Below are 25,722 nucleotides of genomic sequence, written 5' to 3' on the forward strand. Positions count from 1 at the left end.
TGGCATCCCAAAGCTGCTGTGGCAGGGGGACAAGTCCCTGGTGGGCCAGGTGGACAGGCAGAACCTGACCGTCCACCGGTGGTTTGCCAACAAGGCCTGTCCCGGGGACTACCTGTACAGCCGCCTGGGGGACATCGCCAAACAGGTCAATGCAAAATTGGAAGGTGATACAATGACCGGAGAGGAAATCTACAAGGAACTGACGGCCTATACCGCGTCCCTCCCCCTGCCCGGCTGGGCAAAGGAGGAGCTGGAGGAGGCGGTGGCCATGGGCATTACCGACGGCACCGACCCCATGGGCCTGATCCCCCGCTATCAGGCGGCGATCATGGCCAAGCGGGCGGTCCAGAGGGGGGCGAGCACATGATCAACTGGAAGGTGCGCTTTTCCAACAAGGCGTTTTGGCTGTCTCTGATCCCCGCTGTGCTGCTGCTGATCCAGGTGGCGGCGGCGGTGTTCGGGTATACCCTGGAGCTGGGCGACCTGGGCGACCGTCTGCTGGCGGTGGTCAACGCCCTCTTTGCCGTGCTGACCATCCTGGGCGTGGTGGCCGATCCCACCACCAAGGGCATGAGCGACAGCACCCAGGCTCTTACTTATGACAAGCCCAAGGAGGGCTGATTCATCCTTTGCAAAAGGGCGGGTCACACAAGCGATGTGTGGCCCGCCCTTTTTATATCATCTTTTCTGAGAGGCGGACAGCCTCAGCCGCCTCTGTTTTTCTCCTGGTGCCGGTGGAGCAGGTCGGAGCAGATCAGCGCCCCGCAGCACACCAGAAGCACAACCCCGATGAGAATGGCGCAATTGCGGAAGAAGGCCTCCGGCATGACCAGAATGATCTGGTCGGTGGCGGGATCAAAGAGCCAGTTATCCTTGCCCGGGAAAAAGATGGCGTGGAACACCGTAAACGCCCGGTTAAAATCCAGCGCAGCCAGGCCGCCGACCGCAAGCACCAGCCCGGCGGCCAGCACGCCGGCCCAGAATCCGGGGCCGCGCCCGCCGAAGCGGTAAAACCGGAGCCCGCCCCGTTTATACAGGACCAGCAGGAGGACGGCCAGCAGGGCGGTGACGGCCAGCACGGCAAAATCCAGAAGAAACAGCCCCCGCACATCGGCAAAGTGGCTGCGCCCAGACTCCGACCAAGCCAGCTGCCCGGTGCCGAAGGGCTTGCCCAGCACGCAGAAGTCCAGCACCTGGTCGTAGGCCTCCCGGATGGTTTCCGCCGACCAGCCGGTCCGCTGGGGCAGGTTCAGGGCGTTGATCTGCACGTAGTAGAACGGGCGAAAGAGGATAGGCACGGAGATGGAGAAGCTGAGTACCAGCAGAGCCAGCACCACCGTGCAGAGCAGAGAGGCAGATTTGGATGGTTTCCTATTCAATCATCACACAACCTTCCGGCAGAGAGGGAGATCAGCACCTGGGAGGGCAGGTAGAACAGCCACATGCCCACCTGGACAAAGGGGAGAAAGGGGAGGGGCGCCATGCCCGGCAGCGCGGCGGAGAGGTTGCGCAGCCCCACGCACACATCGCAGCCGATAAAGAGAAACAGCCCCAGAGAGAAGCTGCGGCCCCGCCGCCCCAGGGAGAGAGAGGCGAAGGCGTTGGCCACCAGCTGGGAGAAGTAGAACAGGGTCAGCCCCGTGAGGGGAGTCAGCCCGCCCAGCGCTCCGGCGGCGGCCAGCAGGGCCCCGGCCAGCGCTGCCCGGAGCAGGAGCCGAAGGGCCAGCGGCCGGCTGCCCGCTCGATGGAGCCGGGCCAGATAGAGCAGCTGCACCACGCAGAAGGCCGATACCCCGGCCAGATACCACCGGTTCAGCACCAGCAGAAACAGGTCGGCCAGCAGCGTGAAGGCCAACGCCATGCCGGTCAGCCTGCCGTCCCGGTGTCCGGCGGCGCCCAGCGTCCACAGAAAGCACAGCACAATCCCGCCGTATTTCAGCGGCACATCCCAGCCGCTGCCGGGCAGCGACAGATCCAGGTACAAAAATGCGGCGTAGAGCAGCCCTTCCGTTATAAGAAAGGGGAGCAGCCACCGGCGGGAAAAGACGGTATGGTTCATTTCTTGAATCGCTCCAGCAGTTTATTCTCCCATTTGTCGCCGTATTTCAGACAGATCAGGAACACAGCCACACCCACCAGAACCAGGGGGATCATGACCGGCAGGGGGATGGAGAGGGCGGAGCCCCCCAGCGCGGAGGCCGCCAGCAGCCCCCAGGGGCGGGTCAGGAGGGCGACGATAAGAAAGCGCCGGAAGGGGATGTCGGTGAGCCCGGCCAGAATGCAGATCAGGTCGTCGGGGAAGAAGGGGAAGAGAAAGGCCAGAATGAGGAATACATCCTGCTTGCGGCGCACCACGTCCAGGTAGCGCTGGGCGATGGAATGGCTGACCATGCGGTCCACAAAGGGCTGTCCCAGCCCCCGGGCCAGCAGAAAGACCACCACGGATCCCAGCACCACCGCGCCCCAGGTGAGCAGGAAGGAGACCCAGGTGCCGAACAGCATGCCGCCGGCCAGGGCGGTGACGTTGCTGGGGATGGGGGCCAGGATCACGGAGAGGAACTGGAGCAGGAAAAAGAACAGGTGGGTATAGGGGGAGAAGCGCTGAATATAATCCCGCATGGCCTGCTGGGAGGAGAGCGCCTCAAAAAAGCCGCTCTTCCAGAGCAGCAGCCCTCCGCCCGCCAGCAGCAGCGCAGCGGGCAGCAAGGTAATGAGCCATTTCCGTTTCATCGCGGTCCGTCCCCCATCTCTGAAATCAGAAAGGACCGGATGGCACCCATCCGGTCCCCTATCTACAGGCTACCATGTTTCGCCCCTGCCTTCCAGAGATATTTCATTAAATTTTATTAGAAAACAAAAAACCCACACCTGCCGGTGTGGCCTTTGTCGTTTCCCGTCAACGCTGGCTGCAGATCACAGACTCGTCGCTGCCGAAAATCAGCTCGTCCACATCGGAACTATCCACTCGATACAACAGGTTCATGCAGGTTTACCTCCTTCTTTTGATGTTAAGATTAGAATACCACATTGCTGGGAAAAATGCAAGTGAAAATATAAAACTTGCATATAGGCTGGATAAAAAATTTGTAAATAGTAAGCGGACCGTCAAATGACGGCCCGCTTTATGAGACATTCAAATGGTTCCGGCGGCTTGGTCAAAAGCCCCAGGCCAGCTTGAGCCGGTCCAGGGCGGGGGCCATCTCTCCGGCGGCAATGCGGGTGTAGCCCAGGATCAGGGCGGGCGGACGCTCCGGGGGCGGAGGGGTCAGGTCGTAGGCGGACAGGGGGGAGAGCCCCACCTCCGCCTGGGCCGCCTGGGCCACCAGCTGGGCTTCGTTCCACCGCCGGTCCATCCACAGCAGCAGGTGAAGCCCTGCGTCCCCGCCGGAAAAGGCGCCCACCTCCAGCAGGCCGGAGCTTCGGGCGGCGGCCAGCAGGGCCTCCCGCCGGGCCTTGTACCGGGTGCGGGTGCGGTTCAGGTGCCGCTCAAAGTGACCCCGCTCCATGAAGCGGGCCAGGGCGTACTGCTCAAAGGAGGGGACGGTGGAGGAGTAGAACCAGAACTCCCGCCGCCAGTGCTCCAGCAGGGCGGGGGGGAGCACCATGTAGCTGATGCGCAGAGAGGGGGCCAGGGTTTTGGCAAAGGTATTCAGATAGATTACCCGGCCTCCGCCGTCCAGACTCTGGAGCGCGGGGATGGGTTTGCCGGAAAAGCGGAACTCGCTGTCATAGTCGTCCTCAATGATATACCGCTCCGGCGCCTCCGCCGCCCACCGCAGCAGGGCCTGCCGCCGGGGGGCGGGCATAATGATTCCCAGGGGAAAGTGGTGGGAGGGGGTGACGTGGACCACCCGCACGTCCCGCTGGTCCAGCAGGTCCACCCGCAGGCCCTGCCCGTCCAGGGAAATGGGCTCCACCCGGACGCCGCAGCTGGTGAGGATCCGGTGGGTCTTGGTATAGCCCGGGTCCTCCACGCCGTAGGCCCCCTGGCGGCCCAGCAGCTGGACCAGCAGGCTGATGAGGGTCTCCGACCCTGCCCCCACCACGATCTGGTCCGGGTGTGCCCGGATGCCCCGGAACCGGTAGAGGTGCTGGGCGATGGCCTGCCGCAGCTCGGGCACGCCCTGGGGATGGGGAGCGGAGAGGAGCCGGTCCTCCTGCTCGGACAGCACCTCCCGCATCAGCTTGGCCCAGGTGGAGAAGGGGAAGAGGGCGGTGTCCACTCCACCGGTGGAGAAATCCCACCGGAAGGCCGGCCTGCGGCGGATTTCCCCCGGCTCCGGCTGGAGGGCGGGCTCCGGCGGAGCGGGCTCCTGGGCCCCTGCCTGGACAAAAAAGCCCTGCCGGGGTTGGGCCCGGAGGTAGCCCTCCGCCAGCAGCTGCTCGTAGGCGCCCTCCACCGTCACCACACTGACCTTCAGATGGGCGGCCAGGGCCCGTTTGGAGGGCAGGCGGGTCCCCGCCGCCAGACGGCCGGCCTCGATCTCGCCCCGGATATGGCGGTAAAGCTGTTCATACAACGGCCGGCGGTCCCCGCCGTCCAGAATGGGGGTGAGCATGTCCATCCCTCCTTGCCGTTAGTATAAACAAGGCCGCTTCAAATAGCAAGCAGGGCGGCGAAGTCCATCGAATGGAGTCTGACGATAAAAAATATAGCCCCTGTCCCAGCGGTATGAAAGCCCTCGCCGCGGAAATACTGAACTCAGATTTCGAGGCAAGGGGGCAAGAGCGTGCAGGGAAAAGTGGAGATCTGCGGCGTCAACACGTCGAAGCTGAAGGTGCTGAAAAATGAGGAGACCATGGAGCTGCTCCGCCGCACCAAGCAGGGAGACATGGAGGCCAGGGAACAGCTTATCGCCGGCAACCTGCGGCTGGTGCTCTCGGTGATCCAGAAGTTCGCCAACCGGGGAGAAAACGTGGACGACCTGTTTCAGGTGGGCTGCATCGGCCTCATCAAGGCCATCGACAACTTTAACATCGACCTGGACGTGCGCTTTTCCACCTACGGCGTGCCTATGATCGTGGGGGAGATCCGGCGGTACCTCCGGGACAACTCCACCCTGCGGGTGTCCCGCTCCATGCGGGACACCGCCTACCGTGTCCTTCAGACCAAGGAGAAATTCATGGCCGAGCACCAGCGGGAGCCCAGCATCGACGAGATCGCCAAGGCTCTGGATCTGAAGCGGGAGGACGTGGTGTTTGCCCTGGACGCGGTGCTGGACCCGGTGTCTCTCTATGAGCCTCTGTACGACCACGGGGGAGACACCATCTGCGTCATGGATCAGGTGAAGGACTCCAAAAACACCGACGAGAGCTGGCTGGAGCACATCGCTTTAAAGGAGGCCATGGCCCGGCTCACCGAGCGGGAGCGGCACATCCTTGCCCTGCGGTTTTTCCAGGGCAAGACCCAGATGGAGGTCTCCGCCGAGGTGGGGATCTCTCAGGCGCAGGTGTCCAGACTGGAGAAAAACGCCATCAATCAAATCAAAAAGAATATCTGACGGGCCGGCGGGAAAGCGATTGCCTTTCCCCGGGGCGGCATGGTACAATGGAAGGGAACACAGAAAGAGAAAGGGGTCCTGTTTGCCATGAGCTTTACGCTGCCTCTGTATCACGGGCCTGACTTTGCGCAGGCACAGCTGAAAAACGCGCCTAACGCGGAATTCCGTCCTGCCCCCATGGACGGCGTGGCGCCCCAGGGCTATCACGCCACCAGTATTTTCCCGGAGTATTTCAAGGTAAACGGGACCTGGCTTCTGGCGGAGGAGAGCCGGATGGACTGCGTGCCTGTCCTGCGGGAGGGGAAGATCGCGGTGGTGGAGTTCCGCAACCTGAAGGCGGGGGAGCCGGTGGTAGTGGGCCGCACCGAGGACGGCTCTCAGGGCATTTACGTCCATGCCAATGGCTTTGAAGAGGAGAAGGGGGAGCAGGACACCTTTTCCTTCCGGCAGGGCCGCTCCCGGGAGACGGCCTACTCCATGGACTACGACTCCATTTATGAGCTGCTGCGCCATGAAAAGGACCACGGCCGGATCCTGTGGGTGATGGGCCCGGCCTGCGCCTTTGACCACGACGCCCGGGACGCCTTTGCCGCCCTGGTGCGGGGGGGCTATGTCCACGGCTTGCTGGCGGGCAACGCCCTGGCCACCCACGACCTGGAGGCGGGCTATCTCCGCACCGCTCTGGGACAGGACATCTACACCCAGCGAAGCATGCCCAACGGGCACTATAACCATATTGATACCATCAACGCCGTCCGGCTGGCGGGCTCCACCGCCGCCTTCGTCCGCTCCGGCAAGGTGAAGGACGGCATTATCTACGAGTGCGTCAACCACGATGTGCCCTTTGTGCTGGTGGGCTCGGTGCGGGACGACGGCCCCCTGCCCGAGGTGTACGGCAATGTGTACGAGGGGCAGGACGCCATGCGCGCGCTGGTGAAGGAGGCCACTACCGTCATCTGTATGGCATCCACCCTTCACACCGTGGCCACCGGCAACATGACCCCCTCTTACCGGCTGGTGAACGGGGTGGTGCGCCCGGTGTACTTCTACTCGGTGGATGTCTCGGAGTTTTCGGTCAACAAGCTGCGGGACCGGGGCAGCCTGTCGGTGCGTACCATCGTCACCAATGTGCAGGACTTCGTGGTCAACGTCCGCAAGGGCGTGCTGTAAGGACAGGGGCACACAGGGCCGCGCCGTCTGGCGCGGCCCTGTAAAGCTTGTGTAAAGTCTATTGCCATTACGGCCAGAATCGCGTAAACTATGCCGTGTCAGGTCAGAAGAAAGGAGACGGAGCCATGAAATGCGGGATTGTGGACGTGGGATCCAACACCATCCGGCTGTCCATCTATCACTGGGAGGGCCGGAATTTCAAGCTCCTGATGAATAAGAAAGAGATGGCGGGGCTGGCGGGATACATCAAGAACGGGGTGCTCTCTGACAGCGGGATCCTGGTGGCCTGCCGGGTACTGGCGGGCTTCAAGGCGCTGCTGCGGAACTTTGACATCGACCAGATCCATGTGTTCGGCACCGCCTCGCTGCGCAATATCGTCAACACCGAGGAGGCCCTGGAGACCATCCAGGCCGTCACCGACCTGGGGGTGGAGGTGCTCACCGGGGCGGAGGAGGCTGCCTTCTCCTTCCAGGGGGCCACGGTGGGGGGCGGCGCCCCCGGCGACGGCCTGCTGGCGGATATCGGCGGCGGCTCCACCGAGCTGGTGTCCTACCAGAACGGGGCCATCACCTCCGGCTGTTCTCTGCCCATGGGGTCGCTGTCCCTGTTTGCCAAGCACGTCTCCGGCCTGTTCCCCACCAAGGAGGAGCGAAAGGCCATCCGGGCCCATGTGGAGGGGGAGTTGGAGAAGGCCCGTACCGCCGGCCTGCGCTGCAGCCACCTCACCGGCGTGGGCGGCACCATCCGGGCGGCGGCCAAGCTGTGCAACGATCTGTCCGGGGCCGACCCGGACAACCGGGTGATTCCGGTGGGGGAGATCAAGGCCCTGTACAAGGATTTGAAGAAGGGAGACCAGGACACCCTGCGGCAGATCTTGCGCTCGGTGCCCGACCGGGTCCACACCATTCTCCCCGGCCTGGCCATCCTGACCGCCGTTTTGCGCGCTTATGAGGTGGAGACGGTGTCGGTGAGCACCTGCGGCGTGCGGGAGGGCTATCTGCTCAACCGGGTGATGGGAGTGAAGGGATCGCATGAGTAAAGAAGTGGATACCCGCTACACCCAGGAGCGGGAGCTGTCCTGGCTGCGCTTTAACGAGCGGGTGCTGGAGGAGGCCAAGGACGAGCGGGTGCCGCTGTTCGAGCGGCTGAAGTTCGCCGCCATTTTCACCAGCAACCTGGACGAGTTCTTCATGATCCGGGTGGGCTCCATCACCGACATGACCCTGTCCAAGCAGACCCACGTGGACAGCAAAAGCGGCCTCACCCCCAGCCAGCAGCTCCAGGCTATTTTCAAAACGGTGCCCGGCCTGTACAAGCAGCGGGACAAGATCCTCTCCCAGCTGGAGAAGCGGCTGCGCACCTGCAACATTTGCAACCTGGCCCCCTCCGAGCTGGACGGCAAGGAGCGCAAGCTGGTGGAGCGTTGGTTCCGGGACTACGTGCAGCCGGTGCTCTCCCCCATGGTGGTGGACAGCCACCATCCCTTTCCCCACCTGCCCTCCAACAGCCTGGCCATCGCCCTCAGCCTGCGGATGGGGACCGAGCGCTGCTTCGGCCTGGTGCCCATCCCCAGGAACCTGCCCCCCTACATCCAGCTGGAGGAGCGGGGCCTGCGGTATCTGCTTACCGAGCAGGTGGTGCTGGCCTATGCCGACACTCTGTTTGAAAACTACCAGGTGGAGGAGAAGTGCGTGGTCTCGGTGACCCGCAACGCCGACATCAGCCCGGAGGACGAGGACTACGACGTGGGGGAGGACTTCCGGGCCCATATGCAGAAGGTGCTGAAAAAGCGGGCCCGGCTGGCCCCGGTGCGCCTGGAGATCCAGGGGGGCGCCTCCCCGGAGCTGCAGCAGTATCTGTGCCAGCGGCTGAACCTGACCGATGCGCAGGTGTTTCACGCCAAGGGCCCGCTGAACATGGGCTATGTCTACTCCCTGGAGAACAAGCTGCCTCAGGAGAGCGCCGCCGCCCTGTGCTACCCCCCCTATACCCCCCAGTGGCCCGCCGGGCTGGCGAAAGGGGAGAAGCTGATCCCCCAGGTCCTGCGGCGGGACGCCCTGCTGTTCTACCCCTACCAGAGCATGGAGCCCTTCCTCCAGCTGGTGCGGGAGGCGGCCAACGACCCGGCGGTGCTCTCCATCAAAATCACCATTTACCGCCTGGCCTCCACCGCCAAGCTGGTGGAGTACCTGGCCGCCGCCGCTGAGAACGGCAAGGACGTGACGGTGCTGATGGAGCTGCGGGCTCGCTTTGACGAGCAGAACAACATCGCCTGGGCCCAGCGGCTGGAGGAGGCCGGCTGCACCATCCTCTACGGCTTTGAGGGGTATAAGGTCCACTCCAAGATCTGTCTCATCACCCGTCGGGAAAAGGGCCGCATCCAGTACATCACCCAGATCGGCACGGGAAACTACAACGAAAAGACCGCCAAGCTGTACACCGACTTCTGCCTGATGACTGCCAGCCCCGCCATCGGGGCGGACGGCGCGGTGTTTTTCCAGAACATGGCCACCTCCAACCTGAACGGGGAGTACCACCAGCTGCTGGTGGCCCCCCACGGCCTGAAAAACCGGCTTCTGGACCTGATGGACGGGGAGATCGAGAAGGCCCGCCAGGGCAAGCCCGCCCGCATTTTTGTCAAGGTCAACTCGGTGACCGACCGGGAGCTCATCGACAAGCTGGCCCAGGCCAGCCAGGCCGGGGTGCCGGTGACTATGAACGTCCGGGGCATCTGCTGCCTGCGGCCGGGGGTGCCGGGGCTTACCGACCACATCAAGGTCTTTTCCATCGTGGGCCGGTATTTGGAGCATCCCCGGATCTATGCCTTCGGCGTGGGGGAGGAGACCAGAATCTATATCGGCTCGGCGGACCTGATGACCCGGAACACTGAGCGTCGGGTGGAAATCGCCTGTCCGGTGCTGGACCCGGCAGTGCGCCGCCAGATCCGCCACTATGTGGAGCTGTACTGCTCCGACAACGAAAAGGCCCGGGTCCTCCAGCCCGACGGGTCCTATACCCGGGTGGAGCGGCCGGAGGGCACCCCCGGCATAGACGCCCAGGCGGCGCTGATGGACGAGGCCGAGCGGGAGGCGCTGGCGACGGCTCAGGCCCCGCCGGCGCCGGAGCGGCGGTCCGGCCTGCTGTCCCGGCTCTTCGGCCGGCGGAAGGAATAAGAAAAACTGGCTGTCATCCAAAGATGACAGCCAGTTTTTGTTTACATGGACAACAGCCGCTTGCGGCACCACGCCCGGCTGCGCCACCGCCACAGAAAGAGCACTGCCCGCAGGCACTCGTCGCAGGCCATGGCGATCCACAGGCCCGCCAGCCCCAGGCCCATGGGCATGGACAGGAGCAGGCCTCCGCCCACGGCGGTGAGCCAGGCGCTGAACACGCAGATGGCGATGGGGAAACGGATGTCTCCGCAGGCCTGGAGGGAGCGGCACATGACGATGTTGACCGCCCGGCCGATTTCCAGGGGGATCTCAATGAGCATGATGGTGTGGAATAGCTCCAGCACCGCCTGGTCGCTGGTGAACAGCCGCAGCAGGGGGGTGCTGAAGAGATAGAGCACCACAGACACCAGGGTGGATATTACCAACGACGCCAGTAGTGTGCGCTTGACCCTGCGGTCCACCTCCTCAATCTGTTCGGCGCCCATCAGCCGGGCCACCACCACCTGGGTGGCCTGGGACACCGCGGAGGCGAACATGTAGGTCAGCATGGCGAACATATTGGCGTAAACCCGGGTGTTGATGACGAACAGGGCAAAGTTGTTGCAGATGGACTGAATACAGATCTGGGAGAGGTTGTAGGAGATGGACTCTCCACCGGTGGGCAGGCCGATGCGCAGCAGCCGCCGGAGCTGGTCGACAGGGAAGGGGCGCAGGTGGGACAGGCGGATGACCGGCCCAAACCGCCGGCGGAACAGGATAGCGATGACCACCACGCCGAAGATCCGGGACACATCGCTGGACACGGCGGCTCCCGCCACGCCCAGGGCGGGCAGGCCGAAGGCGCCGTTGATGAGCAGGGCGTTGCCGCCAATGTTCATCAGATTCATCAGCACCGAGATGAGCATGGTCTCCTTCATCATCTGGCTGCTGCGGAAGAAGGCGGTGAAGGTCAGGTAGATGGACTGGAACACCATGCCGCCGCCGATGATCCGGATGTACAGGCAGGTGTCGGCAAAAATCTCCTCCGGCACCTTCATGAGGTGGAAGATGGGTCCACACAGGGCCATAAGCAGCCCGCCGATGGCCAGACCGAAGATGCCGTTGACCACCAGAGATACGGTGTAGGTCTCGTTGACCCGCTTCGTGTCCTCAGCGCCGATATACTGAGCGATGAGGATCATGGACGCGGTACAGATGACGGAAAAGACCAGCAGCAGCAGATTGGTGATCTGATTGGCGTTGCCGATGGCTCCCACGCCGTTGGGGTCATACCAGCCCACCATGATCTGGTCGGCGTTGCCCACCAGCATCTGCAGCAGCAGCTCGATAAAGATGGGCCAGGTAAGTGAGAGGATACCCCCGCTCCGGCGGGGGCGTTGCGCGGAGGCGTGCAGTTTCTTTCCCATGGGAACTCCTTCCAATCCTCAATATCATAAATACAGCAGGCAATATTATAGGAACTTTCGTAGGGATTTCAATGGGAAAATTTCATGGCATTTTTCTCCCCGGAGGGCCTATCTTCGTCAAAGAGCTGAAAGAAAAAGGCTGTCCGCCAGAGCCTGGCGGGCAGCCTTTGGTTACAGAGTGGATTCATCCGGCGCACGGTAGGTCATAAAGACATATTCCCAGTGCTCGTCATCCTGGTCGAGGTGGGCGTTGTGGGTTTCCAGGTATTTTATAATAAGGGCAAACAGCTCCTCCCGCTCCTGCGGCGAAAGGTGGAATGCCCCGAACCGGAGCAGGCAGTGCTGGTCCAGCTCGTTTTCCGGGTACTGGTGGGTGGCATTGATCAGGCCCCGGAAGGTGCCGTCCACAATATTGGCGGCCATGGCCTCCCGCTCCCCCTGAAAGGTGTCTTTTCTGCCCAGATGAAGGCGGATTTCCACGTCGTCCAGAGCGTAGAGCACCACCTTGCGGTCGTGTACCTCCATTTCCCGCTGGAGCACCACACCCATGTCCACTAATTTTTTCAGGTGCCCCTGGGCGGCGATGGGGGAGAGATTCATCCGCTTTGCCACGCCATTGGCGGACAGGGGCTTTCCGGCCAGACGCAGCAGATGGATGATTTCCTGACGGACGGGGTGCAGCAGAACCCGAAACTGACATTTTTGCTCCAAATCAATGATCCTGGGCATGGAGGGGTACTCCTTTTCTCTGAGTTATCTTTATGATACCATGAAAACTTTGGCTGTGACAAGAGAAAGGTGTACCCTTTTCCAAATGAAAACGGGAAAGTTCAGTCGGGGAGCCGGCGGGAACGGGGGTCCAGGGCGTCTCGCAGGCCGTCGCCGATGACCGCCAGGCAGAGGACGGTGAAGATGATGCACAGGCTGGGGGGGATCCAGGCCCAGGGCCGGCTGGTGAGAACGGTGAGGTCGGCGGCGGCCTGGATCAGGCTGCCCCAGGAGGCCTGAGGGGTGCGGATACCCACCCCCAGAAAGCTGAGGCTGGATTCAGACAGGATGGCCCGGCCCGCCCGCAGGGGGATGGAGCACCACACCGGAGCCACCACGTTGGGCAGCACGTTGCGCCGCAGGAGAAATCCCCGGCTGGCCCCCAGGGCCCGGGCGGCCACCACATACTCCTGATCCCGGACGGTGAGGGTGTTGCCGTAGACCAGCCGGGCGATACCCGTCCAGCCCAGCAGCCCCAGCACCAGCACGATGTTGAGGGCGGAGGGACCCACCAGAGCCACCAGGCAGAGCACCAGAATGATGCTGGGGAAGGACTGAACAATGTCAGCCAGCCGCATGAGCCAGAATTCCCAGGCTCCCCGGCGGTAGCCGGCCAGCAGGCCCAGGGGCACGCCCAGCGCGGCGCTGATGGCGGCGGCGGAGAGGCCGATGAGGAGGGAGACCTGCCCGCCGCACAGCAGCCGGGCCAGCAGATCCCGCCCCACGTCGTCGGTGCCCAGCCAGTGGGCGGGGGAGGGAGGGGCCCAGAAGCCGGCCTCCAGATCGCTGACGTTGGGCTCCAGGCCCATCAGCGGGGGAAGCAGAAAGACCAGCAGCAGCTCCAGGCACAGCAGGAACAGACAGACCACCGCCCGCCGGTTCCGGCAAAAGCGGGCCCAGGGGCTTCTGGGATTGCTGCGGAAAGGGGTCATGACGTCACTCCTTTCCGTAGCGCACCCTGGGATCGGCCAGTCCGTAGACCAGGTCCAGGAGCAGGTTGGTCAGGAGCACGCCCAGGGCGACCACCACTGTTACACCCATTACCAGCGGGTAGTCCCGCTGGGAGATGGCGGAGAAAAGGAGGCTGCCCATGCCGGGCCAGCCGAAAATCTGTTCCACCACCACCGAGCCGCCCAGGATGTGAGGGATATGGCTGAGGATGGTGGTGAGCACCGGTACCAGAGAGCCCCGGAAGGCGTGGCGCACCATGACGGCTCCATCGGTCAGCCCCTTGGCCCGGGCGGTGAGGATATAGTCCTGTCCCAGGGACTCCAGACAGGCGGAACGGGTCTGTTTTACCAGCTCCCCCAGACTGCTGAGACACACCACTCCGGCGGGGAGGACCAGGTGGCGGAGCAGATCCCCCAGGCTGGTGAAGGTGCCGGCGGCGTACATGCCGTGGGTGGGCAGCCAGCCCAGGGTGACGGCAAAGAGGGCGATTCCCCCCAGGCAGAGCACAAAGCCGGGGACGCCGAAGCTGAGCAGGCTGAGGAAGGAGGCCAGCCGGTCCCAGACCGACCGGGGTTTCCAGGCGGCCAGCACCCCCAGCGGAAGGGCGGCGGCCACCGCCAGCGCCACCCCGCTGCCGGTGAGCAGCAGGGAGGGGCCCACCCGCTGGACGATGAGCCGGCTCACCGGCCGGTTGTAGAAGTAGGACTGGCCCAGATCCCCCTGGAAGAGACCGGCCAGCCACCCGGCGTACCGGAGGGGCAGGGGCTGATCCAGGCCCAGAGAGGCCTCCAGCGCGGCCCGGTCGGCCTCGTTGGCGGCCCCCTCGCCCATCAGATCGGTGATGGTGCCGGGGGCCAGATTGACCATAAGAAACACGAGCAGGGTAATCCCGAAAAAAACAGGGATAGCCGTAATCAAACGGCTGCGGATATAGCGACCCATAAGCGATGCTGCCTCCTGCACTTCCGGCCTTTCGGCACGGGCCGCTATGGGCGGCGGCCCTACGGAGGTTTTTTCTGTCTGAATGGGGCCGGTGCGGTTAACCGGCCTTTAACGTCCACTCCCACACGTTCTCATTGGAGAAACTGGAGGAGGGGTAGTCGATGTTGTCCGCGGTGGGGGACTGGGCGTGGAGGGTGCGGCCAAACCACAGGGGGATAAAGGGCCGCTCCCGGGCCAGCAGCTCCTGCAGCTGATTCACCAGTTCCTGCCGCTCCGGGCCGCCGGGGGCGGCCTTGATCTGGGCGATCAGCGTGGTGTAGGGGGTCAGGTCCGCCACGTGGAAGATGTTGTTGCCCGCACTGAACCGGCTCTCGGTAAACCACAGGGGGAGGGCACCGGGAGTGTGGCTGGCAATGGCCATGTCGTACTTGCCCTCCGCCATGCCGGAGAACAAGGTGGCGGAGTCCACCGTCTCAATGGTCACAGTGATGTCCACCTCGGCCAGCTGCTGCTGCATGAGGGCGGCCAGGCCGGAGCGGTTGGAGGTGCAGGCCAGGGTATAGGTCTGCCCGTCATAGCCGCCCTCCTCCAGCAGCGCCTTGGCCCCCTCCACGTCCCGGCTCCAGGTGAGGGAGCTGGTGTAGGCCGTGCCCGGGGTCAGGTCGGTGGCGGTGGGTTCGCCCAGGCCCTGGGCGGTGTGGAGACACAGGGCCTCCTTGTCCAGGGCCAGGTCAATGGCCCGGCGGGTGGCGGAGCTGCTGATGGTCTCGTTGTTGAGCATCAGCTCGTAAAAGCTGTTGGGCACCGTGCCCTCCAGCACTTCGATGCCGCCGTCCTCGGCGGTCTGCCGGTCATCCGCCGCCAGGTTGCCGCCGAAGGCGTAATAGTCCAGGTCTCCCGCCATCAGGGAGGGGAGCAGGTTGGACTTGTCCATCACGGTAATGACCAGCTTGTCAAAACCGGGCCGCCCCAGCTGGTAGTCGGGGTTGGCCTGGAGGGTGAGCTGGCTGCCGGGGATCTCCTCCACAAATTTGAGGGGACCGGAGCCGATGGGCGCCTCCCACAGCTCCAGAGCCATAACCTCCGCCGGGTCAACCCCCTCCAGCAGATGGGTGGGCAGCACGTAGAACTCCCGGTTGCGGTCCAGAAGGAAGTCCTCCGGGGCGGTGGGCGATTTGAAGGTGAGCTTCAGGGTGTGCTGGTCTATGGCTTCGGCGCCCAGGGTCTCCCCCTCGACGGCAGCGCCGTTTTCGTCGGTGCCCGCCAGCACGTTGAATACCGACCGGGCCAGGGTGGGGCAGTCCGGGTTGGTCATCAGGGCGATGGTGTCCGCCCAATGTTCCGCCGTTACGGGGGTGCCGTCGTGGAAGGCGGCGTTTTCGTCCAGATGGAACACCACCGCCATGCCGTTATCGGCGCTCTCCCAGGAGGCGGCTCCCCGGGGGTCCAGGGAGCCGTCGGCGTGGACGTAGGCCAGCCGGTCATAGATCTTGTCGCACACAATGCGGGTGTAATTGCTCCCCGACGGGCTGTTGTAGGGCATCAGGGTGTCCCAGGCGTTGGACATGCCGTAGCGCACCACGTCGGCCGCGTCCTGGCTGGGCCCGCAGGCGGCCAGGGAGAGGGCCAGTACCAGGGTCAGGATCAGAGCGGTCAGCTTTTTCAAAAAAATCCTCCTTATTCCACGGTGACGGACTTGGCCAGGTTCCGGGGCTTGTCAATGTCGCAGCCCCGCTGGAGGGCCACATAATAGGCCAGCAGCTGCATGGGCACCACCTCCAGGGAGGGGAGCAGCAGGGGATGGGTGTCGGGGACGGAGATGACATGGTCGGCGGTCTTGGCCATCTCGGCCGCCCGGCTTTGGGTGGTGAGACCCAGCACGTCGGCCCCCCGGCTCTTGACCTCCACCACGTTGCTCATGGTCTTTTCAAACAGGGCGCCGTACCCCGCCAGAGCCACCACCAGGGTGCCCGGCTCGATGAGGGAGATGGTGCCGTGCTTGAGCTCTCCGGCGGCGTAGGCCTCCGAGTGGATATAGGAGATCTCCTTCAGCTTCAGGGAGCCCTCCAGCCCCACAGCGTAGTCCAGGTTGCGGCCGATGAAGAACATGGAGGGGTGGTTGAAGTAGATGGAAGCGAAATACTGGATGTCGCTGCGGTTTTCCAGAATTTCCTCCATCTTGTCGGGGATGGCCTGGAGTTCGGACAGGATCCCGTCGTACGCATCCCAGGGGATGGAGCCCAGCAGCTGGGCGCAGTACAGGCCGATGAGGTAGATCACCGCCAGCTGGGTGGAGTAGGCCTTGGTGGTGGCCACGGCGATCTCCGGCCCGGCCCAGGTGTAGAGCACCCCGTCGCTCTCCCGGGCGATGGTGGAGCCCACCACGTTGACGATGGAGAGCACCTTGGCCCCCAGCCGCTTGGCCTCCCGCATGGCGGCCAGGGTGTCGATGGTCTCGCCGGACTGGCTGATGACCAGGGCAAGGGTGTGCCCGGTCACGATGGGGTCGCAGTATCGGAATTCCGAGGCCAGGGTCACCTCCACCGGCTTGCGCAGCAGCTTTTCCAGAATATATTTGGCGTTCATGCCCACGTGGTAGGAGGAGCCGCAGGCGATGACGCACAGCTTGTCCATCTCGGCCACGTCCCGGGCGGTGAGGGCCAGGTCGTCCAGCACCACTCTGCCGTTTTGGATCCGGGGGGAGATGGTCTTGCGGATGGCCTCGGGCTGCTCCATGATCTCCTTGGCCATGAAGTGCTCGTACCCGCCCTTTTCGGCGGCGGAGATCTCCCAGTCCACGTGATGGTGCTCCTTCTCCACCGGGCGGAGGTAGGAGTCGTATACCCACAGGTGGTCGGGGGTGAGCTCGGCGATCTCCCCGTCGTCCAGGTAGCACACCTCTCTGGTGTACTTGATGAGGGCGGTGACGTCGCTGGCCAGGAAGTGGGCCCCCTGTCCGAAGCCCAGGATCAGGGGGGAGTCCTTGCGCACGGCGATGAGCCGGTCGGGGCAGTCGGCGCACAGGATCCCCAGGGCGTAGGCGCCCTGGATGCGGGAGAGGGTCTTGACCACCGCCTCCAGCAGGTCGCCGTCATAGTAGTATTCCAGCAGCTGGGCCACCACCTCCGTGTCGGTCTGGGAGGCGAAGCGTATCCCCTCTGACTGGAGGAATTCCCGCAGGGCCACATAGTTTTCGATAATGCCGTTGTGGACCACGGCAAACCGCCCGCCCTGGCTGACCTGAGGGTGGGAGTTGACGTCCGAGGGCTCCCCGTGGGTGGCCCAGCGGGTGTGGCCCAGGCCCAGGGTGCCGTGGACGGTGCTGCCGCCCTGTACCAGGTCGCAGAGCACCTGCAGCCTGCCCTTGGCCTTCTCCACCTGAAGGCCCTTTTCCCGGTTATATACCGCGATGCCGGCGGAATCATACCCTCGATATTCCAGCCGGGAAAGGCCGTCCAGCAGGATGGGGGCGGCCTCCTCCCGGCCTACAAATCCAACGATACCACACATGTGCGTTCCTCCCGGAATTCTGAGTTTGAACAACGATGATACAGTATAGCACGAAAGTATGGTTTACACAATGGAGGAACCGCTGAAATTGGCCTCAGTCCCTCCGGCGGTCCTGGCGGGGAAGGCCCCGGTCCACCAGAATGGTGTCGGCGCCGATGCGCCGCACGGAGGACCAGGGAAAGACCGCGTCCTCCCACCGGCCCAGCAGGCCGAACAGCCGCAGGCGGCCGGGCACGATGAGCTGGGTAACCTCTCCGGTCTCCAGGTCCACCTCCGCATCCCCCACAAAGCCGTAGCGGCAGCCGTCGGCCACGTCGATAATTTCCTTGTACCGCAGCTCCGAGACCCGACACTTCATATACGCAGCACCTCCCGTCTGATCAGCATATGCGGGCAGGCGGAAAAACAGACGCCCCGGCGCTCTTGCAATGGCGAAAACGAGCGGGTATAATGTAAAAAATGTCAGGAGGCGACGGTGTGTGTTGGACAATCTGATCTATTGCCTGAATGCCACAGTGCCCATTTTCCTTTTGATGGTGCTGGGCGTTTTTTTGCGGCGAATTGGCTTTCTGGACCAGCAGCTGGCGGACAAGCTCAACAGCTTTGTGTTCAAAGTGGGGTTGCCCGTCATGCTCTTCAAGGATCTGGTGGAGTCGGACTTTTTCGCGGTGTGGGATCTGCCCTTTGTGCTGTTCTGTTTCTTTGCGACCTTGCTGAGCGTTTTTATCGCTGCAGCGGTGAGCAGGGTCCTCAAGAACCGGTCTCTGGGCGGTGAGTTTATTCAGGTCAGCTACCGCAGCAGCATCGCCTTGCTGGGTGCGGCCTTTCTGGAAAACATCTACGGCAACGCCGGAGCGGCCAGCCTGGTGATCATCGGGGCCGTGCCGCTGTACAACGTGGCGGCGGTGGTGGCGCTCTCCCTTGCCAGCTCCAAGCAGAAGGGGGTGGACCGGGGGGCGCTGAAAAAGGCGCTGAAGGGCATTGTGACCAATCCCATCATCCTGGGTGTGGTGATCGGCATGGTGTGGGCTCTGCTGCGGATACCATTCCCCTTCATCCTGCAGAAAACGGTGAGCAGCGTGTCCGCTACCGCCACCCCCCTGGGGCTGATGGCGCTGGGGGCCTCCTTCGACTGGAAAAAGGCCCTGGGCGGCTGGAAGCCGGCGGTGACGGCGACGGTGCTCAAGCTGGTGGTGTTTGTGGCGGTGTTCCTGCCCATTGTCATCGCCATGGGCGCCCGGAATGACAAACTGGTGGCGGCCCTGGCCATGCTGGGCAGCCCCACCACGGTAAGCTGCTTTGTCATGGCCAGGAGTATGGGGCATGAGGGGACCCTGACCTCCAGCACCGTCATGCTCACCACCCTCTTCAGCGCCTTTACCCTTACCATTTGGCTGTATTTGTTCCGTACATTGGGATTGATTTAAATAAAAAGGATGCCCGCCGCAGCCGCGGCGGGCATCCTTTTGCGGTTAAATGCCTGCTCCGTCGTTCCACTTCCAGTCCCGGATCTCCGGCAGGTCACAGCCATGGGAAGTGATATACTGGCTGTGCTCCACCAGCTTGTCCTTCATCAGCTGGATGAGGAAGGCCCCCCGGTTGCCCAGCTGGGGCAGCCGCTTGACGGTGTCGATCACCAGGTCGAACCGGTCGATGGAGTTCTGAACTCTCATATCAAAGGGGGTGGTGATGGTGCCCTCCTCCTTGTAGCCCCGGACGTGAAGGTTCTTGTTCCGGCGGCGGTAGGTCAGCTCGTGGACCAGGGAGGGGTAGCCGTGGAAGGCGAAGATGATGGGCTTGTCCCGGGTGAAGAGCACGTCGTAGTCCTCGTCGGTAAGGCCGTGGGGGTGCTCGGTGTGGGGCTGGAGCTTCATCAGGTCCACCACGTTGATCACCCGCACCTTCAGCTCGGGCAGGTAGCGGCGGAGGATGGTGACGGCGGCAAGGGTCTCCAGGGTGGGAGTCTCGCCGCAGCAGGCCAGCACCGCGTCGGGCTCCGCCCCCTGGTCGTTGGAGGCCCACTGCCAGATGCCAATGCCGTGAGTGCAGTGCTTGATGGCCTCGTCCATGGTGAGCCACTGGGGCCGGGGGTGTTTGGAGGTGACCATCACATTGATATAGTCCCGGCTCTTGATGCAGTGGTCGAAGCAGGAGAGCAGGCAGTTGGTGTCGGGGGGGAGGTAGAGCCGTACCACGTCTGCCTTCTTGTTGGCCACATGGTCCAAAAAGCCGGGGTCCTGGTGGGTGAAGCCGTTCTGATCCTGCTGCCACACGTTGGAGGAGAGCACATAGTTGAGGGAGGCGATGTCCTGCCGCCAGGGGAGCTGGCCCGCCACCTTCAGCCATTTGGCATGCTGGCTTACCATGGAGTCCACGATGCGGATAAAGGCCTCATAGCTGTTGAGAACGCCGTGCCGTCCGGTGAGCAGATAGCCCTCCAGCCAGCCCTGACACATGTGCTCTGAGAGCATGCCGTCCATGATCCGCCCGTCGGGGGAGAGGGCCTCGTCGGTGGGCAGCGTGCCGGCGTTCCAGCGGCGGCCGGTCACCTCAAAGACAGCCTTCAGCTTGTTGCTCATGGCCTCGTCCGGAATAAACAGCCGGAAATTTTTGGCTTTTTGATTGAGCTTGAGCAGATCCCGGATATAGTTGGCCAGCTCTGCCATGTCCTCCGCCTCCACGGCGCCGGGGGCGGGCACCTCCACCGCGTATTTGGCGAAGTTGGGGGTGCGCAGGTCCCGGAGAAACATTCCGCCGTTGGCGTGGGGGTTGGCGGCCATCCGCCGCTCTCCCTGGGGGGCCAGGGCCCGCAGGGCGGGGACGGGGGCGCCGGAGGCGTCGAACAGATCTTCCGGGTGGTAGCTGCGCAGCCAGTCCTCCAGCTGGGTCAGGTGCTCCGGATGCCACTCGTTGACCGCCAGCGGAAGCTGGTGGACCCGGCAGGTGCCGTCGGGCTGGAGCGGACCGGTCCAGCCCTTGGGGGAGCGGAACACCACCATGGGCCAGCGGGGCCGCTCACTTTCGCCCAGCTCCCGGGCGCCCTGCTGGATGCGCAGGATCTCCCGCACCGCCCAGTCCAGGGCGGCGGCCATCTTCTGGTGCATCTGGGCGGGGTCGTCCCCCTCCACAAAGCGGGGAGTCCAGCCGCAGCCCCGGAAGAACTCCTCCACCTCCTCGGTGGTGATCCGGGCGAACAGGGAGGGGGTGCCGTTTTTGTAGCCGTTCAGATGGAGAATGGGCAGCACCGCGCCGTCGTCCACCGGATTGAGAAACTTGTTGGAGTGCCAGGCGGTGGCCAGGGGGGCGGTTTCCGCCTCGCCGTCCCCCACCACGCAGGCGGCGATGAGGGTAGGGTTGTCCATCACTGCGCCAAAGGCATGGGCCAGGGAGTACCCCAGCTCGCCCCCCTCGTTGATGGAGCCGGGGATGTTGGGGGCGCAGTGGCTGCCGATGCCGCCGGGGAAGGAGAACTGGCGGAACAGCTTGCGCATACCCTCCTCATCCTGGCTGACGTTGGGGTAAAACTCGCTGTAGGCCCCTTCCAGGTAGGCCTGGGCCACCACCGCGCTGCCGCCGTGGCCGGGCCCGCACACGTAGATCATGTTCAGGTCGTACTTGGTGATCACTCGGTTGAGGTGGGTGTAGATAAAGTTCTGTCCCGGCACGGTGCCCCAGTGTCCCACCGGCGTGGGCTTCACGTCCGCGGGACACAGCGGATGGCGGAGCAGGGGGTTGTCCTGCAGGTAGAGCTGGCCGGCGGCCAGGTAATTGGCCGCCCGCCAATAGGCGTCAATTTTCCGCAGTATATCCGGGGTAAGGGGTCCTTTTTTGGACATACGGGTGGAGGTCTTGACCACCACCTTGGTCTTTTCAGCAGGTGCCTTTGCCAATCTGACGGCCTCCTTACAGCAAAATAAGAATGGTAACCTTCATTATACCGGAACCGGGTAAGGTGTCAAGTAACGGGTCGGAAAACCGCTGGTTCCGTTGACATAAAAGAAAAGGATGGAAATATTCCGCTGGCTGTGGTAATATAAATACGTATGTCCAAAAGTACGCTCATGGAGGGATCGCATTGACCTATCTTTTGTCCATTCTTATGGGAATCATCCAGGGTGTGGCGGAATTCCTGCCCATCTCCAGTTCCGGCCATCTGGCCCTGTTCCAGACCTTTTTCGGTATGGAGAACATGGAAGAGAAGTACATGTTTTTTACCGTCCAGCTCCACTTCGGCACGCTGATTTCGGTGTGCGTGGTCTATTGGCGGGACATTGCGGACATGATCCGGGAATTCTTCCTGGGGATTGCGGCGCTGGCTGGCCGGAAGGATACCGGCGTGACCCCTCCGCCCGCCCGGCGGATGGTTATGCTTATCATCATTGCCACCCTGCCGCTGTTTGTCATGGTGCTGCTGCAGGACGCGATCAACCAGCTGTTTTCCAACTCCATCATGGTTTCCTGCGCGCTGATAGTCACCGGCTTCATCCTGTTCTTCTCTGACCGGCTGGCCAAGGGCCACAAGACCGCCCGGAATGCCACAGTAGCTGATGCCCTGATCGTGGGCTGCGGCCAGGCGCTGGCGGTGATTCCCGGTCTGTCCCGCTCCGGTACCACCATTTCCGTGGGTATGCTGCGGGGGTTTGACCGTGCGTTTGCCGTGCGCTTTTCCTTCCTGCTGTCCCTGCCCGCCATCCTGGGAGCCAATGTGCTGGAGATCAAGGACGCGGTGGAGGCTGGCTTCCCCATGGAGGAGCTGCCCATGTATCTGGTGGGCGTGGCGGTTGCTGCGGTGGTGGGCTATTTTGCCATCCGCCTGGTAAAGAGCCTGGCCGACAAGGGCAAGTTCGGCAAGTTCGCCTATTATTGCTGGGCGGTGGGCCTGGGCAGCCTGATTGCCGGTGTGATCAAGACGTTCCTCTTGTAATCCCACGCCCCATGTACCTGTTAGAAACACCCTGGAAAGGATCTGATTGAGTTGGCCACAGCACGAAAGAAAACCACTGGGGGGAAGCGGGTGGCTCCCGCAAAGAGCCGTTCCGCCTCCTCTGCCCGTTCCTCCGGCAGCCGGAAGAAACCCGCGCCAAGACCGGTCCGCCGGGAGGTGGGGGCGGTGGTCTGTCTGCTGTTGGCCATCTTTTCCGCCTTCGGCTATTTCCATGTTCAGGCTATCTTTATTGACGTTTTCTGCGCCCTGGTCAAGGGCTTTATCGGCTATGGATATTGGCTGCTGCCCCCCATGCTGCTGGTAGCCAGCGGCATTTTGCTGTTCCACCGGGGCCGCCCGGTGCGCTTTCGGGTGTGCTGCGCCCTGCTTACGCCGGTGCTGTTCGGCTGCCTGTTCCATCTGCTTCTGGCCAAGGGGCCCTATGTGTGGAACCTGGAGCTGGTCAAGACCCTGTGGACCCAGGGGGAGGAGATGCGGAGCGGCGGCGTGGTCAGCGGCCTGGTGGCCTTGTCTCTGACGGCGGTGTTCAGTAAGATCGGCGCGGGGGTCATCATAGTGCTCATTGCCGCCATCATGCTGATGGTGGCCTTCCATGTCTCGCCGGTGGAGCTGGTGGATCAGCTGCGTTCCCGTCCCCGGGTGGAGTACGAGGAGGAGGAGCTGCCCGAGCCCCGTCCCCGGGAGCGGCGGAAGAGCCCCCCGCAGGAAACCAGGCCGGCCCCGGCGGCCAAGCGGCAGGAGTCTCCCCAGATCGACATTCCGGTGGACGACGGCCCCCTGGTGGGCAAGCGGACGGAGTCCAAGCCGGTGGAGAAGAAGGAGCACTTTTTCAACCGCAAGTCGGCGGTGCCCGCTCCCGACCAGGTGCTGGCCGGTGTGACGGAGAAGGCCGTGGAGAAGCCCCAGCCTGTGCCGGAGGAGCCGGTTCAGGAGGAGCTGGTCCGGGAGGAGCCGATGTTCCAGTCTGCGCCTGAACCGGTGGAGGAGGATCTCCCGCCTGTGATCCCCGTAGCCGAGCCGGTCCGGCCCGCGCCTGTCATGCCGGAGATCCAGCGGGAGCCTGCGGTGCCCGCCGCCCCCAAGAGCAAGCGGGAGGAGGCGGCCCAGGCGGCTGCGGAGGTGGCCCAGGATATTGCCCGCAATCTGGAGGAGGGGCCGGCTCCGGCCTATCACTATCCCCCCGTGTCCCTGCTGACAGAGGGGGACGGCGCCTCCGAGGCCGATGTGGCAGGGGAGCTGAGGGCCAATCAGGCCCGTCTGTCCGACACCATCCGCTCCTTTGGTATTGACGCCAGTATCGCCAACGTGACCCGGGGGCCGTCGGTGACCCGGTACGAAGTGGAGCTGGACCAGGGCGTGCGGCTGAACAAGCTGACCAACCTGTCCGACGACATCGCCCTGGCGCTGGGCGCCACCGGCGTGCGCATTGCCCCCATTCCGGACAAGATCTCCATGGTGGGCATTGAGGTACCCAACAAGCTGGTCTCGCCGGTCCACATTCACGATGTAATCGACTCCCGGGAGTTCCGGGACAACCCCTCCAAGGTGTCCTTTGCCGTGGGCAGGGATATTGGAAACAAAAACATTGTGGGCAACATTGCCAAGCTGCCCCATCTGCTCATCGCCGGTACCACCGGCTCCGGTAAGTCGGTGTGTACCAACTCCCTGATCATCTCCCTGCTGTACAAGGCCACTCCGGAGGAGGTCCGCCTGATCATGGTGGACCCCAAAATGGTGGAGCTGGGCATCTATAACGGCATTCCCCACCTGCTGATCCCGGTGGTCACCGACCCCAAAAAGGCGGCCGGAGCCCTCCAGTGGGCGGTGGTGGAGATGATGAAGCGTTATCGGGCCTTTTCCGAGGTAGGGGTGCGGGACCTGGCCAGCTATAACGCCCACGCCGCCAAGACCGAGGGCATGGAGAAGATGCCCCAGATTGTGGTGGTGATCGACGAGCTGGCCGACCTGATGCTGGTGGCCGCCAAGGAGGTGGAGGAATCCATCTGCCGGGTGGCCCAGATGGGCCGTGCCGCCGGGATGCACCTGATCATCGCCACCCAGCGGCCCTCCGCCGACGTGATCACCGGCCTGATGAAGGCCAACATCCCCAGCCGCATCGCCTTTGCGGTGGCCTCCTCTCTGGAATCCCGCATCATTCTGGACACCACCGGCGCGGAAAAGCTGGTGGGCCGGGGCGACATGCTCTACTTTCCCCTGGGAACCGGCAAGCCCCAGCGGGTCCAGGGCTGCCTGATCTCCGACGAGGAGGTGGCCGCCGTGGTGGGCTTCATCAAGCAGAACAGCGGCACCGCCCAGTATGACCAGGAGATCATCCACGACATCGAGCAGCATGCTGCCGAGAAGGAGAAGGGGAGCAAGGGTGTGGGCGGCTCCGCCCCCGAGGATGTGGGAGACGACTACGACGAGCTGCTTCCCTCCGCCATCGAGGTGGTGGTGGAGACCGGCATGGCCTCGGTTTCCATGCTTCAGCGCCGCCTGAAGCTGGGCTACTCCCGGGCCGCCCGTCTGGTGGACCAGATGGAGGAGAAGGGAGTGGTGGGTCCCTTTGAGGGCTCCAAGCCCCGGCAGGTGCTCATCACCAAGGAACAGTGGCAGGAGATGCAGTTCAAGCAGGATATGGCGCCTGCGGTCTCCGAGCCCGTCCCCGACGAGCTGGAGTTTGAAGGGGACGCCATCCCCCAGAGCAGAGATCTGCCGCCCTTCGATATGGATGACTGAAAAAAGAGGCGTCCGGCACGGCCGGACGCCTCTTTTCCTCTATCTTATTCCGGTTCTTCCAGCAGAGCTTCCAGCACCCGGTGGTAGATGTGCTCCGGGCGCTCCTTGAAGTGGGCGGCCAGCCGGTCGGCCTGCTCCTGGGAGCCGCACAGCAGCTCCAGCGTAAACAGGTTGCCCGCGTCGTCGTCCAGGATCAGCCGCAGCGTCAGCCCGCCCTCCGGACGGTCCAGGATCTCGGCGCGGACCTGGGCGTTGCGGCGGAGGACGCCGTTGACCTTGGAGAGGTTGGCGGTGCATTTCTGCTTCACCGAGTAGGGCAGGCTGCTCTCGCAGGCGGCGCCGTTCTCCCGGCCCTTGTCCGTAATGGCGTAACGGTCGTTCTCCAGCGTCAGATGCCCGGACTCCACCAGCTCGGCCACCGCTTCGGCAAACTCAAAATAGTCCACGCCGTCGTCGCACATGGTCAGGTCGGTGAGGGTGGGAAAATCCACAGGGGTGGCGACCCGGGCCATGAGGTAGAGAATCAGAAACTTGATTTCCAGCTTATCGTGGATGAAACCGTAACGGGGCATAGGACTGCTCCTTTCCAGGGGGACTGTTGGTTATAGTAATCATT

21 protein-coding genes and 1 pseudogene are annotated in these 25,722 nt (G+C 63.4%); 9 read left to right on the top strand and 13 right to left on the bottom strand.

Annotated elements, in window-relative coordinates; all coding sequences use genetic code 11:
- Positions 1–367 (top strand): annotated as a pseudogene (locus B5F88_RS21415) (hypothetical protein); the annotation flags it as partial.
- Entirely contained in the window at positions 364–621 is a 258-nt protein-coding gene (locus B5F88_RS11315; RefSeq protein ID WP_087345935.1) for a phage holin, read from the top strand. The pseudogene B5F88_RS21415 and the gene B5F88_RS11315, both read left to right, overlap by 4 nt.
- 83 nt (positions 622–704) lie before the next feature.
- Here the strand turns inward: B5F88_RS11315 and B5F88_RS11320 are convergent, their stop codons facing one another.
- From B5F88_RS11320 to B5F88_RS11335, 4 genes are all read right to left on the bottom strand, one after another.
- The gene (locus B5F88_RS11320) at positions 705–1,379 is read right to left on the bottom strand and encodes a TIGR01906 family membrane protein (RefSeq protein WP_242959762.1); all 675 of its coding nucleotides are present in this window, start codon (positions 1,377–1,379) and stop codon (positions 705–707) included.
- Positions 1,376–2,059 carry a lysoplasmalogenase family protein gene (locus tag B5F88_RS11325; protein WP_087345938.1) on the bottom strand — a complete coding sequence of 228 codons (684 nt, stop codon included), beginning with the start codon at positions 2,057–2,059 and terminating at the stop codon, positions 1,376–1,378. The genes B5F88_RS11320 and B5F88_RS11325 overlap by 4 nt, the downstream gene beginning before the upstream one ends.
- Entirely contained in the window at positions 2,056–2,730 is a 675-nt protein-coding gene (locus B5F88_RS11330; RefSeq protein ID WP_087345941.1) for a TVP38/TMEM64 family protein, read from the bottom strand. The genes B5F88_RS11325 and B5F88_RS11330 overlap by 4 nt, the downstream gene beginning before the upstream one ends.
- A gap of 425 nt (positions 2,731–3,155) precedes the next feature.
- Positions 3,156–4,559, bottom strand: coding sequence for a PLP-dependent aminotransferase family protein (locus B5F88_RS11335; protein ID WP_162612170.1), 1,404 nt, complete (start codon positions 4,557–4,559; stop codon positions 3,156–3,158).
- 171 nt (positions 4,560–4,730) lie between these two features.
- On the opposite strand from B5F88_RS11335, the gene sigG reads away from it, so the two are divergent.
- The 4 genes from sigG (at position 4,731) to ppk1 (ending at position 9,845) form a co-directional block, all read left to right on the top strand.
- Positions 4,731–5,501 carry an RNA polymerase sporulation sigma factor SigG gene (gene sigG / locus B5F88_RS11340; protein ID WP_087345948.1) on the top strand — a complete coding sequence of 257 codons (771 nt, stop codon included), beginning with the start codon at positions 4,731–4,733 and terminating at the stop codon, positions 5,499–5,501.
- An 87-nt stretch (positions 5,502–5,588) separates the two neighbouring features.
- Entirely contained in the window at positions 5,589–6,671 is a 1,083-nt protein-coding gene (locus tag B5F88_RS11345) for a hypothetical protein (RefSeq protein ID WP_087345951.1), read from the top strand.
- 125 nt (positions 6,672–6,796) lie between these two features.
- On the top strand, positions 6,797–7,711 hold the full coding sequence (locus tag B5F88_RS11350) for a hypothetical protein (RefSeq protein ID WP_087345954.1): 915 nt from the start codon (positions 6,797–6,799) through the stop codon (positions 7,709–7,711).
- The gene (gene ppk1 / locus B5F88_RS11355) at positions 7,704–9,845 is read left to right on the top strand and encodes a polyphosphate kinase 1 (protein ID WP_087345957.1); all 2,142 of its coding nucleotides are present in this window, start codon (positions 7,704–7,706) and stop codon (positions 9,843–9,845) included. Before B5F88_RS11350 ends, ppk1 begins: the two co-directional genes overlap by 8 nt.
- 41 nt (positions 9,846–9,886) lie before the next feature.
- Here ppk1 and B5F88_RS11360 read toward each other — a convergent pair whose 3' ends face one another.
- The 7 genes from B5F88_RS11360 to B5F88_RS11390 all read right to left on the bottom strand — a co-directional run bounded on the left by B5F88_RS11360 (position 9,887) and on the right by B5F88_RS11390 (position 17,780).
- On the bottom strand, positions 9,887–11,251 hold the full coding sequence (locus B5F88_RS11360; RefSeq protein ID WP_087345959.1) for an MATE family efflux transporter: 1,365 nt from the start codon (positions 11,249–11,251) through the stop codon (positions 9,887–9,889).
- A 171-nt stretch (positions 11,252–11,422) separates the two neighbouring features.
- Positions 11,423–11,980, bottom strand: coding sequence for a winged helix-turn-helix domain-containing protein (locus B5F88_RS11365; RefSeq protein WP_087345961.1), 558 nt, complete (start codon positions 11,978–11,980; stop codon positions 11,423–11,425).
- A 101-nt stretch (positions 11,981–12,081) separates the two neighbouring features.
- Entirely contained in the window at positions 12,082–12,951 is an 870-nt protein-coding gene (locus B5F88_RS11370; RefSeq protein WP_087345964.1) for an ABC transporter permease, read from the bottom strand.
- Between the two features lie 4 nt (positions 12,952–12,955).
- Complete coding sequence (locus tag B5F88_RS11375) at positions 12,956–13,912, bottom strand: ABC transporter permease (RefSeq protein ID WP_087345966.1); 957 nt, start codon at positions 13,910–13,912, stop codon at positions 12,956–12,958.
- Positions 13,913–14,009: 97 nt separating this feature from the next.
- On the bottom strand, positions 14,010–15,578 hold the full coding sequence (locus tag B5F88_RS11380; protein WP_087345969.1) for an ABC transporter substrate-binding protein: 1,569 nt from the start codon (positions 15,576–15,578) through the stop codon (positions 14,010–14,012).
- Between the two features lie 11 nt (positions 15,579–15,589).
- A complete protein-coding gene (glmS, locus tag B5F88_RS11385; RefSeq protein WP_087345972.1) occupies positions 15,590–17,422 on the bottom strand; it encodes a glutamine--fructose-6-phosphate transaminase (isomerizing) in 1,833 nt (610 codons plus the stop codon).
- 94 nt (positions 17,423–17,516) lie between these two features.
- Positions 17,517–17,780 carry a YlmC/YmxH family sporulation protein gene (locus tag B5F88_RS11390; protein WP_087345976.1) on the bottom strand — a complete coding sequence of 88 codons (264 nt, stop codon included), beginning with the start codon at positions 17,778–17,780 and terminating at the stop codon, positions 17,517–17,519.
- 121 nt (positions 17,781–17,901) lie between these two features.
- On the opposite strand from B5F88_RS11390, the gene B5F88_RS11395 reads away from it, so the two are divergent.
- Positions 17,902–18,849: an AEC family transporter gene (locus tag B5F88_RS11395; RefSeq protein WP_087345979.1), complete on the top strand. Its 948-nt coding sequence runs from the start codon at positions 17,902–17,904 to the stop codon at positions 18,847–18,849.
- Positions 18,850–18,894: 45 nt separating this feature from the next.
- Here B5F88_RS11395 and B5F88_RS11400 read toward each other — a convergent pair whose 3' ends face one another.
- Positions 18,895–21,258, bottom strand: a complete 2,364-nt coding sequence (locus B5F88_RS11400) for a phosphoketolase family protein (protein WP_204246228.1) — start codon at positions 21,256–21,258, stop codon at positions 18,895–18,897.
- A 239-nt stretch (positions 21,259–21,497) separates the two neighbouring features.
- On the opposite strand from B5F88_RS11400, the gene B5F88_RS11405 reads away from it, so the two are divergent.
- The gene (locus B5F88_RS11405) at positions 21,498–22,346 is read left to right on the top strand and encodes an undecaprenyl-diphosphate phosphatase (protein ID WP_242959764.1); all 849 of its coding nucleotides are present in this window, start codon (positions 21,498–21,500) and stop codon (positions 22,344–22,346) included.
- A 51-nt stretch (positions 22,347–22,397) separates the two neighbouring features.
- Positions 22,398–25,106 (top strand): DNA translocase FtsK, encoded by a 2,709-nt coding sequence (locus B5F88_RS11410; protein WP_087345985.1) that lies wholly within the window; start codon positions 22,398–22,400, stop codon positions 25,104–25,106.
- A 44-nt stretch (positions 25,107–25,150) separates the two neighbouring features.
- On the opposite strand, the gene B5F88_RS11415 is transcribed toward B5F88_RS11410, so the two are convergent.
- A complete protein-coding gene (locus tag B5F88_RS11415; protein ID WP_087345987.1) occupies positions 25,151–25,678 on the bottom strand; it encodes a DUF4364 family protein in 528 nt (175 codons plus the stop codon).
- Positions 25,679–25,722: the final 44 nt, after the last annotated feature.

The sequence above is a fragment of the Flavonifractor sp. An306 genome (assembly GCF_002159455.1).
Classification (GTDB): Bacteria; Bacillota; Clostridia; order Oscillospirales; family Oscillospiraceae; genus Flavonifractor.